Source organism: uncultured Lutibacter sp. (assembly GCF_937891065.1).
Classification (GTDB): Bacteria; Bacteroidota; Bacteroidia; order Flavobacteriales; family Flavobacteriaceae; genus Lutibacter.
Genome location: NZ_CALAEQ010000239.1, coordinates 1 through 9,546, shown reverse-complemented (window position 1 = coordinate 9,546; position 9,546 = coordinate 1). Strand labels below are relative to the sequence as shown.

The 9,546-nt window shown below is 30.1% G+C and carries 8 protein-coding genes and 1 pseudogene; 5 read left to right on the top strand and 4 right to left on the bottom strand.

Annotation, left to right across the window (positions count from 1 at the left end; all coding sequences use genetic code 11):
- Window positions 1-1,049 (top strand): annotated as a pseudogene (locus tag Q0352_RS13080) (dihydrofolate reductase); the annotation flags it as partial.
- Window positions 1,050-1,142: 93 nt separating this feature from the next.
- The gene (locus tag Q0352_RS13075) at window positions 1,143-2,063 is read left to right on the top strand and encodes an ion channel (protein ID WP_299528162.1); all 921 of its coding nucleotides are present in this window, start codon (window positions 1,143-1,145) and stop codon (window positions 2,061-2,063) included.
- Here the strand turns inward: Q0352_RS13075 and Q0352_RS13070 are convergent.
- The gene (locus Q0352_RS13070) at window positions 2,060-2,266 is read right to left on the bottom strand and encodes a hypothetical protein (RefSeq protein WP_299528160.1); all 207 of its coding nucleotides are present in this window, start codon (window positions 2,264-2,266) and stop codon (window positions 2,060-2,062) included. The genes Q0352_RS13075 and Q0352_RS13070 overlap by 4 nt on opposite strands.
- A gap of 39 nt (window positions 2,267-2,305) precedes the next feature.
- On the opposite strand from Q0352_RS13070, the gene Q0352_RS13065 reads away from it, so the two are divergent.
- The 3 genes from Q0352_RS13065 (at window position 2,306) to Q0352_RS13055 (ending at window position 5,616) form a co-directional block, all read left to right on the top strand.
- Window positions 2,306-3,022 (top strand): SDR family NAD(P)-dependent oxidoreductase, encoded by a 717-nt coding sequence (locus Q0352_RS13065; protein WP_299528159.1) that lies wholly within the window; start codon window positions 2,306-2,308, stop codon window positions 3,020-3,022.
- Window positions 3,023-3,034: 12 nt separating this feature from the next.
- Window positions 3,035-3,421, top strand: a complete 387-nt coding sequence (locus tag Q0352_RS13060) for a nucleoside triphosphate pyrophosphohydrolase family protein (protein WP_299528158.1) — start codon at window positions 3,035-3,037, stop codon at window positions 3,419-3,421.
- 98 nt (window positions 3,422-3,519) lie between these two features.
- A complete protein-coding gene (locus Q0352_RS13055) occupies window positions 3,520-5,616 on the top strand; it encodes a M13 family metallopeptidase (protein WP_299528157.1) in 2,097 nt (698 codons plus the stop codon).
- A gap of 37 nt (window positions 5,617-5,653) precedes the next feature.
- Here Q0352_RS13055 and nadB read toward each other — a convergent pair whose 3' ends face one another.
- From nadB to Q0352_RS13040, 3 genes are all read right to left on the bottom strand, one after another.
- Complete coding sequence (gene nadB, locus Q0352_RS13050) at window positions 5,654-7,249, bottom strand: L-aspartate oxidase (protein ID WP_299528156.1); 1,596 nt, start codon at window positions 7,247-7,249, stop codon at window positions 5,654-5,656.
- A 12-nt stretch (window positions 7,250-7,261) separates the two neighbouring features.
- Entirely contained in the window at window positions 7,262-8,257 is a 996-nt protein-coding gene (nadA, locus tag Q0352_RS13045) for a quinolinate synthase NadA (protein ID WP_299528155.1), read from the bottom strand.
- 123 nt (window positions 8,258-8,380) lie between these two features.
- Complete coding sequence (locus Q0352_RS13040; RefSeq protein WP_299528154.1) at window positions 8,381-9,430, bottom strand: branched-chain amino acid aminotransferase; 1,050 nt, start codon at window positions 9,428-9,430, stop codon at window positions 8,381-8,383.
- Window positions 9,431-9,546 lie beyond the last annotated feature (116 nt).

The window sequence follows — 9,546 nt, the reverse complement described above, 5'->3', positions numbered from 1 at the left end:
TTGATATGTCTAAAAAAATGGCTGTTGTATCTGAAAATGCACAATGGTTTGAAGATAATTCAACGTTATTTCCTGAGCATAAAAAGAAAAATGTTGTAGGTGTTTCATACAAAACTGTTAATGTAGCTTCTGAGTCTGGAGACTCATCTCCTTCAACACCAATTGGTGTTAATTTACCAAATAATAACTGGATTCGTCAGCATCATGGTTCAAAATCAGTGTCATTAGGAAATATAATTGATACTTATAACAATGCTGGAGGTACAGATAAATTAAAAGAGTTTGCTTTTGATGAAGCTGAAATTGCAGCCGAAATTAAATATGGACAGTTAGCTGATAAATTACATACTTCGTTACACGAAGTAATTGGCCATGCAAGTGGGAAATTAAATCCAGGTGTTGGACAACCAAAAGAAACATTAAAAAATTACTCTTCAACATTAGAAGAAGCACGTGCAGATTTAGTAGGATTGTACTATTTACCTTCTGAAAAGTTAGTAGAGATGAATATTTCACCAGATGCAGAGGGAATTGGGAAAGCTGCTTTTGATGGTTATATCAGAAATGGTTTATTAACTCAATTAACTAGACTAAATTTGGGAGATGACGTAGAAGAATCTCATATGAGAAATAGACAATTAGTAGCAGCTTGGGCTTTTGAAAAAGGGTCAAAAGAGAGTGTGATTGTAAAAGTTGTAAAAGATAATAAAACTTACTTTGTAATTAGAGATTATGCGAAGTTAAGAGTGTTGTTTGGGGAATTGTTACGTGAAATTCAGAGAATTAAATCTGAAGGAGATTTTGAAGCAGGAAAAGCTTTAGTTCTAACTTATGGTGTAAAAGTAGATCAAGAAATTCATAAAGAAGTTTTAGAGCGTAATAGTAAATTTAAATCGGCTCCTTATAGCGGATTTGTAAACCCTGTTTTAGTTGCAGAAATGGATGCTGAAGGAAATATTATAGATGTGAAAATTACACAACCAACTAGTTTTTCTGAACAAATGTTGGATTATGCAAAACGCTACACTACGTTACCTGATGTAAATTAAAACTTATTGATTATTATAAAAAAAAAGGGATACAATTTTGTATTCCTTTTTTTTTATAATAATATTCCTACTTTAGTAATCTAAGTTTGAAAAATGAAAAACATTAAAGATCCAGGTTTTGGATATTCTTCTAGAAAAGACGTTCAAAGTATTGTTAATAAAGATGGTTCATCTAATATTATTCATCAAAATAAAAAAATCAGTTTTCAAGATGGTTATTCTTATTTAATTCAAATTTCGTGGTCTAAATTTTTGAGCTATATTCTTTTAAGTTACGTAATTTTAAATGTCTTTTTCGGGGTAATTTTTGTGTTAATTGGTATTGATGAAATTACCACAACAACAGGAAATTTATTTGAAGATTTTTTAAATGGGTTCTTTTTTAGTGCTCAAACTATTACTACAGTGGGTTACGGAGGAATATCACCACATGGTTTATTGGCAAATATTGTTTCAGCATTTGAAGCTTTAATAGGCTTATTAGGTTTCTCTTTTATTACGGGGTTATTGTATGGTCGTTTCTCAAAGCCAAAATCGTCAATACTTTTTAGCGAAAATATTATATTGAGAGAATTTAACGAGGGTAAAGCATTAATGTTTAGGCTAATGAATAATAGAACAAGTATTATGATAGAGCCAGAAATATCTGTTACATTATCCATAACAAAGAAAAGTAAAGACCTTGATTTTAAGAGAGAATTTTTTCAACTAAATTTAGAGAATGATAAAATAAAATATTTACCCACTACTTGGACAATTGTTCATGAAATTGATTCAGAAAGCCCGTTATTTAATTTAAGTGATGAAGAAATTAAAAAGTTAGATGCTGAATGGTACATTTTAATGCAATATCATGATGATTCCTTTGCCCAAAAAGTTTATCAAATTCATTCATATAAAACGAAAGATTTAAAAATGAATGTTAAATTTATTCCTTCAACATCGTTTAATAAAAATGGCTATACCGTCCTAAATCATAGAGTGTTAAGTGATGTAGAATCAATGGTTAATTAATGTAAAGAAAAAGTAATTAAAGTAAAAATTGCAATTACTAAGAAGATTGCAATTATTATAATAAACGTGTTTTTATAATATTTTCTGTGAATTTTAATATCCTTCCTATAACTCCAAATCATTGAAGCAGTAAATGCAACTACAAAAAGTACGGCAAAAATAAGTTGTCCTTTGCTAAACATATAAATGTGTATATTTAGCATCAAAAATACATAAATTTTAGTACGAAATAAGGATATATTATGAAAAATGCTTTAATTATAGGGGCAACTTCAGGAATAGGAAAAGAATTAGCAAAATTATTAGTAGCTGATAATTATAATGTTGTTATAACTGGAAGAAGAGAAAAATTACTGAAAGAAATTAAAGAAACTAATCCAGAAAAATACATCATAAAAGTACAAGATGTTACTAATCTAGATTCTTGCGAAACACTTTTTTTGGAACTAAAAAAGGAACTAAAAACCATAGATTTAGTAGTTTATAGTTCAGGTGTTGGAGATCCAAATTATAAATTAGAATGGGAAAAAGAATTACCAACATTACAAACAAATATTACAGCAGCAACTAAAATATATGGGTTGGCATATAATTTTTTCAGAAGGCAAGGTTATGGCCATTTGGTTGGTATTTCGTCAATAGCTTCTATAAGAGGAAATCGCCATGTACCAGCGTATTTTGCTTCTAAAGCATTTCAAGCAAATTATTTGGAATCACTTTGGATGAAAGGAAAAAGAAGCAAATCTAAAATTATTGTTACAGATATTCAACCAGGATTTGTAGATACTTCAATGGCAATAGGGAAAACTTTTTGGATGTCATCAACAGAAAAAGCAACCAAACAAATTTATACAGCAATAAAAAATAAAAAGAAAAAAGTATATGTAACGAAACGTTGGTGGTTAATTGCGCTACTATTAAAAATAGTTCCATCATCATTACTTTATAAATTCAGCTAAATATGTTATATAATGAAGAATAAATTAAAAGCAGTACAAGAATTTCATGAAGTATTTGGGCTCGATTTCGAGCAAAAACCGACTGCAATATTGCCAGATACCAAGTTGAAGTTAAGATACGATTTGATGGCTGAAGAAAATGAAGAATATTTAGAGGCAGCAAAAAATAATGATATTGTTGAAGTTGCTGATGCTCTAGGAGATATGTTATATATATTGTGTGGCACTATTTTAGAACACGGAATGCAACACAAAATTGAAGAAATTTTTAATGAAATACAACGAAGTAATATGAGTAAATTAGGGGCTAATGGAAAACCAATTTACAGAGAAGATGGTAAAGTTTTAAAGGGACCTAACTATTTTAAGCCTAATATTTTAAAAATAATAAATAGTTAATCTTAACATTATTTTAAGGTAAATAAAACTTAAGAAAGTGTTTTTTTTTATATTTTAACGTTTTCTAATAAATCAAGCCAAATAATCAAATTAAAATTATGAAAAGTACAATTAAAAAAACAATGCTCTATGCTTCAATAGTTGCATTATCTATGTTGGTTTCTTGTAAAAGTGAGAAACAAGCAGAAGTAGAAAAAATCCCTGGAATTATTGTTGAAAATATGGACAATTCTATTCGTCCTAATGATGATTTCTTTAGACATGTGAATGGTTCTTGGTTAGATAAAACCGAAATACCTGCTGATAGAACATCTTGGGGAGCCTTTAATGAGCTAAGGAAAAAAACAGATTCAGATGTATTAACTATTTTAAATGAAGCTATTGCTGAAGATAAATTTGTAAAATTAAAAGATGCAGAAGGAAATTTAACCTTAGAATCTGATCAAAAGAAAGCCGTAAATTTCTATGAAACTATTATGGATACGCTAGCAAGAGAGGAGCAAGGAATTAATCCTATAAAACCATTTTTGGCTAAAATTGATGCTATAACTAATGTAGATGATTTACAAACCTTTTTAATAGAAATGGCTCCTTATGGAGGTGCAGGGTTTTTCAATTTTGCAGTTTTTAATGATTTAAAAGATAGTAAAATAAATGCAGGTTATGTTACACCTGCCGGTCTTGGTTTATCACGTGATTATTATGTTGATCAAGATGATGATACTAAAGAAAAACGTGTAAAATACATTGCTCACATTGCAAGAATGCTTCAGTTTTTTGGTGATTCAGAAGCAGCTGCTATTACAAATGCAGATAAAATATTTCAATATGAATATAATTTAGCGGAGCCAAGATTTACAAAAGAAGAATCTAGAGATACTAGAAAATTGTACAATCCAAAAACAATTGCAGAACTTTCAGAAATAACACCTTCAATAAACTGGGAAACTTATTTTAAAGGTTTAGGAATAGAAAATTTAGATAGAGTTATTGTGATGCAGCCTAATTATATGATGGCAGTTGAGAAAATTTTAGCTTCAAGTTCAATTAATGATGTGAAGTTATATTTACGTTGGACAGCTATTGATAGAGCTGCAGGAATGTTAAATAAAGATATTGATGCCGCAAATTGGGAGTTTTATAGCAAAGAATTACAAGGAGCAAAACAACAAAGACCAAGAGATGAAAGAGCTCTAGCATCGTTAAATGGAGCTATTGGAGAGGCTTTAGGTAAATTATATGTTGATAAGAAATTTCCGCCTGAGGCAAAAGCAAAAGCAGAAGAAATGATTGTAAATGTAATGCTTGGGATGGAGAAAAGAATAAATGCTTTAGAGTGGATGAGTGCTGACACTAAGATTAAAGCATTGGAAAAATTAACAAAAATGACTGTGAAAATTGCATATCCTGATAAATGGAAAGATTATGCTTCTTTAGATGTAAAAGGGTTAAAAGATGGAGGTTCCTATTTTCAAAATTCAGTAAATATATCTAAGTGGGAATTTGAAAAAGATATTGATAAATTAGGAAAAGAAGTTGATAGAACAGAGTGGGGAATGGCACCGCAAATTGTAAATGCTTATTTTAATCCTGTAAATAACGAGATTGTTTTTCCTGCTGCAATTTTACAACCACCTTTTTATAATTACCAAGCAGATGAAGCTGTAAATTATGGAGGAATTGGAGCTGTAATTGGACATGAAATTTCACATTGTTTTGATGATTCAGGTGCAAGATTTGATGCTGATGGAAATTTAAAAAATTGGTGGACAGATGAAGATTCTGAACAGTTTGCTTCTTTAGGGCAAAAATTAATTGATCAGTACAGTGCAGTTGAAGCATTGGAAGGTGTACATTTAAATGGTGAATTTACACTTGGTGAAAACATTGGAGATTTAGGTGGTGTAAATGCTGCGTATGATGGTTTGCAAATTTATTATGAAAAGAACGGAAAACCTGATGCTATTGATGGATTTACTGCTGAGCAACGTTTTTATATGTCTTGGGGAACAATTTGGAGAACTAAAATGAGAGACGAGGCAATGAAAAACTTAATTAAAACTGATCCACATTCTCCAGGAATGTACAGAGCATATATGCCTTTACAAAATGTTGATGCGTTTTATATTGTATTTAATATTGTTGAAGGTGATGAAATGTATTTAAAACCAGAAGATAGAGTTAAAATCTGGTAAAATTGGAGTGAAATAATGTTTAATAAAAAAGGAGCTTTTAAAGCTCCTTTTTTATTAAATCAGCGTTATAAAAACCCCCTTTGTTATCTTTTCTGTTTTTTGAAAATTGGGTAATTAAATATGCGGTAGTAATTAAATTTCTTAGTTCACATAAATCTGTTGAAAGTTCAGAATGATCATACAACCTTTTATTATCTTCATATAGGTTAAGTAATCTTTTTTCGGCACGTAATAAACGTTCATTTGAACGTACAATACCAACATAATTACTCATAATGGTTTTTACTTCATTTCTGTCATGCGTAATTAAAATTTTCTCCATATTTTTCACAACACCACTATCGTTCCATTGAGGAACATTAGTAGGGAATTCAATTTTATGGAATCGTTTCGTTAAATTATAAAAAGCATTATGTGAAAATACAATTCCTTCTAATAATGAATTAGAAGCTAATCTATTTGCACCATGTAATCCAGAGCGAGTAACTTCACCACTTGCATATAAATTTTTAATGGAGGTTTTTGCTTTTTTGTTAATGTTTATTCCACCACAAATATAATGTTGTGCAGGGCAAACAGGAATATAATCTTTACGAATATCAATTCCCAAGGTTAAACATTTTTCGGTAATATTTGGAAAATGTTTTTTAAAAGCATCATAATCAAGGTGTGTGCAATCTAAATATACATTGGGTGTTCCACTTTTTTTAAGTTCATTATCAATTGCTCTAGCAACAATATCTCGCGAAGCTAATTCTTCACGATCATCATATCTTTGCATAAAGCGTTTTCCATGATAGTCTCTTAAAATAGCACCTTCACCACGAACTGCTTCTGATATTAAAAATGCAGGGTATTCGCCAGGATTATATAACGCAGTTGGGTGGAACTGAATAAACTCAAGATCAGAAATTTCAGCTTTAGCCCTATATGCCATGGCAATTCCATCACCAGTTGCAACAACAGGGTTTGTAGTTGTGCTGTAAACTTGCCCATTTCCACCAGTAGCTAACATAGTAACTTTAGCTGAAAAAGTTTTTACTTTATTTTTTTTCTCATCCAAAACATAAGCTCCAAAACAAGTTGTTTTTTCTTTTCTAGTAATTCTTTTTTTTGTGACTTGATGCTCTGTAATTAAATCAATAGCGTAGTGATAGGTTAAAAAATTAATATTTTTAGCTTTCTCAACTTGTTCAATAAGAGCTCTTTCAATTTCAGCACCAGTTATATCTTTATGGTGTAAAACTCTATCTTGTGAATGCCCGCCTTCTCTACCTAAAGAATATTCTCCTTTTTTATTTTTATCAAAATTAACTCCCCAATCAATCAATTCTTTTAATCGAGTTGGAGCATCTTCAATTACCATTTTCACTATATCTTCATTACAAATACCATCTCCGGCAATTAATGTATCTTGTATATGTTGTTCAAAAGAATCTACTGTTTTATTCCATACTGTTGAAATTCCACCTTGAGCATATTTAGTATTGCACTCGTTCTTTTTGTTTTTGGTAACAATAGTTATAGAAGCATTTTTAAAATGAGTAGCTGTTTTTAAAGCAAAAGACAAACCAGCAATTCCAGATCCTATTATTAGAAAATCGGTTTTGTGTACTTTTTTTTCAGCATTCATTTTGAAAGAATTTTATTTAGAGAGTTCTAACATTCGTTCAATAGAAACTAATGCTTTTTTACTTAATTCAGCTTCTACATTAACTTCAGGAAGTTCATGTTTTAAGCATAAATACAATTTTTTCATGGTATTCATTTTCATATAAAAACACTCACTACAATTACAATTATCATCATCTACCGGAGCAGGAATTAATATTTTACCAGGTGAGTCTTGCTTCATTTTGTGTAAAATCCCAACTTCAGTAGCAACAATAAATGTTTTTGCTGTACTTGTTTTTACATAATTTAACAAGCCAGAAGTAGAGCCAACATATTTAGCAACTTTTAATAAATGCGCTTCAGATTCAGGATGAGCAATAATTACTGCTTCAGGATTTTCAGCATATAACTTTAATATTTTTTCAATTGAAAAAGCCTCGTGAACCATACAAGCACCATCCCAAAGTAACATGTCTCTTCCCGTTTTTTTAATTAACCATGCACCTAAATTTCTATCGGGTGCAAATATGATAGGTTTATCTTTTGGTATTGAATTTATTATTTTTTCAGCATTAGAAGAAGTACAAACAATATCTGTTAATGCTTTAATTTCTGCAGAAGTATTTACATAAGAAACTACTATGTGATTTGGATGCTCTTTTTTGAAAGCTGCAAAATCAGCAGGCGGACAAGAATCAGCTAAGGAACAACCAGCTTTTAAATCTGGTAACAATACTTTTTTTGATGGATTTAATATTTTTGCTGTTTCAGCCATAAAATGTACACCTGCGAAAACAATAATATCAGCATCTGTAGTTGCTGCTTTTTGTGCTAAAGCTAAACTATCACCAACAAAATCAGCAATATCTTGGATTGCATCTTCTTGATAATAATGAGCTAAAATAATGGCGTTTTTCTTTTTCCGTAGTTTTTTAATTTCTTTTACAAAATCAATGCTTTTAGGTGGTTCTATATCTAAAAACCCATTTTTTTGTAGATTTATTTTAGCTTTTTCAAGTGTAGTCATAAGTGTTATTTATGGTATTAAGACCAAATAATATGCCAAACAATCGGACAAAATCCGATTGTTTTGGCTATTGCAATGTATAAAAATTTAAAGTAGCAATCAAAATTTAACTATTTCGATTGATTAAACTTTAACTGTCCAGCCAAATTTATCTTCAGCTATATTTTTTTGAATGTCTGTAATTCCTTTTTTTATAAAAGTAGCATAACTATTTTCAACTTTAGGTAATTCAAAACTTTCACCTTTATTTGAAAAACCTGTAATAGGGCTTATTACTGCAGCAGTTCCAGCTCCAAACATTTCCAATAATTCACCTTTGCGAGCAGCTTCAACTATTTCTGTTACTCTAACAGGTCTAACTTCAACTTTAATCCCTTTATCTTCTGCGAATTGGATGATACTTTTACGAGTAACACCATCTAAAATACGTTCACTAGTTGGTGCAGTTAACAATGTGTCATTTACTCTAAAAAATACATTCATAACACCAGCCTCTTCTAAAAACTCGTGTTTGTTAGCATCTGTCCAAACAACTTGTTGAAAACCTTCTTGATTTGCTAATTTAGTTGGATAAAAAGAACCTGCATAATTTCCTGCAGCTTTAGCATATCCTACTCCGCCATCAGCAGATCTACTATATTTATCTGCAAATACCACTCTTACTTCTCCTGTATAATAGGATTGAACAGGTGAGCAAATAATCATAAATTTGTATTTATTTGATGAAGATGCAGAAACACAATTTTCTGTAGCAATAATAAAAGGTCTAATATAAAGAGCGCTATCGCCTCCCTTTTTTACCCATTCTTTGTCCATTTTCAATAAAGTATTTAATCCTTCAAAGAAATAATCTTTAGGAAAAGCAGGCATATCCAATCTTTCAGCAGATATATTTATACGTTTTTGATTTTCATCTGGTCTAAATAACCATATATCATCATTATCGTCTTTATAGGCTTTCATTCCTTCAAAAACCGCTTGCCCGTAGTGAAATACTTTTGCAGAAGGATCAAATAAAAGTGGCTGGTATGGTCTAATTCTTGGTGTTCCCCATTCGCCATTTTCAAAATCACATTCAAACATATGGTCAGTAAAAATTTGACCAAATTTTAAGTTGTCAAAATCAACATTTGAAATTTTTGATTTTTCAATATTTTCTATCTGTAAAGTCATAGTTAATCTGTATTTAATTTGAGTAAAATTACTTAATTTTTTTTTAGTTTTTAATTTTAATTTTTTTGAAGCTCATGCCTTATTTTTAATATATTTGACTAAAAAATATTAATAAA

Coding starts and splice junctions, on each gene's coding strand:
- nadB (WP_299528156.1), bottom strand. CDS start 7,249: ATGAATGCTGAAAAAAAAGTACACAAAACCGATTTTCTAATAATAGGA.
- nadA (WP_299528155.1), bottom strand. CDS start 8,257: ATGACTACACTTGAAAAAGCTAAAATAAATCTACAAAAAAATGGGTTT.
- Q0352_RS13070 (WP_299528160.1), bottom strand. CDS start 2,266: ATGCTAAATATACACATTTATATGTTTAGCAAAGGACAACTTATTTTT.
- Q0352_RS13065 (WP_299528159.1), top strand. CDS start 2,306: ATGAAAAATGCTTTAATTATAGGGGCAACTTCAGGAATAGGAAAAGAA.
- Q0352_RS13040 (WP_299528154.1), bottom strand. CDS start 9,430: ATGACTTTACAGATAGAAAATATTGAAAAATCAAAAATTTCAAATGTT.
- Q0352_RS13055 (WP_299528157.1), top strand. CDS start 3,520: ATGAAAAGTACAATTAAAAAAACAATGCTCTATGCTTCAATAGTTGCA.
- Q0352_RS13060 (WP_299528158.1), top strand. CDS start 3,035: ATGAAGAATAAATTAAAAGCAGTACAAGAATTTCATGAAGTATTTGGG.
- Q0352_RS13075 (WP_299528162.1), top strand. CDS start 1,143: ATGAAAAACATTAAAGATCCAGGTTTTGGATATTCTTCTAGAAAAGAC.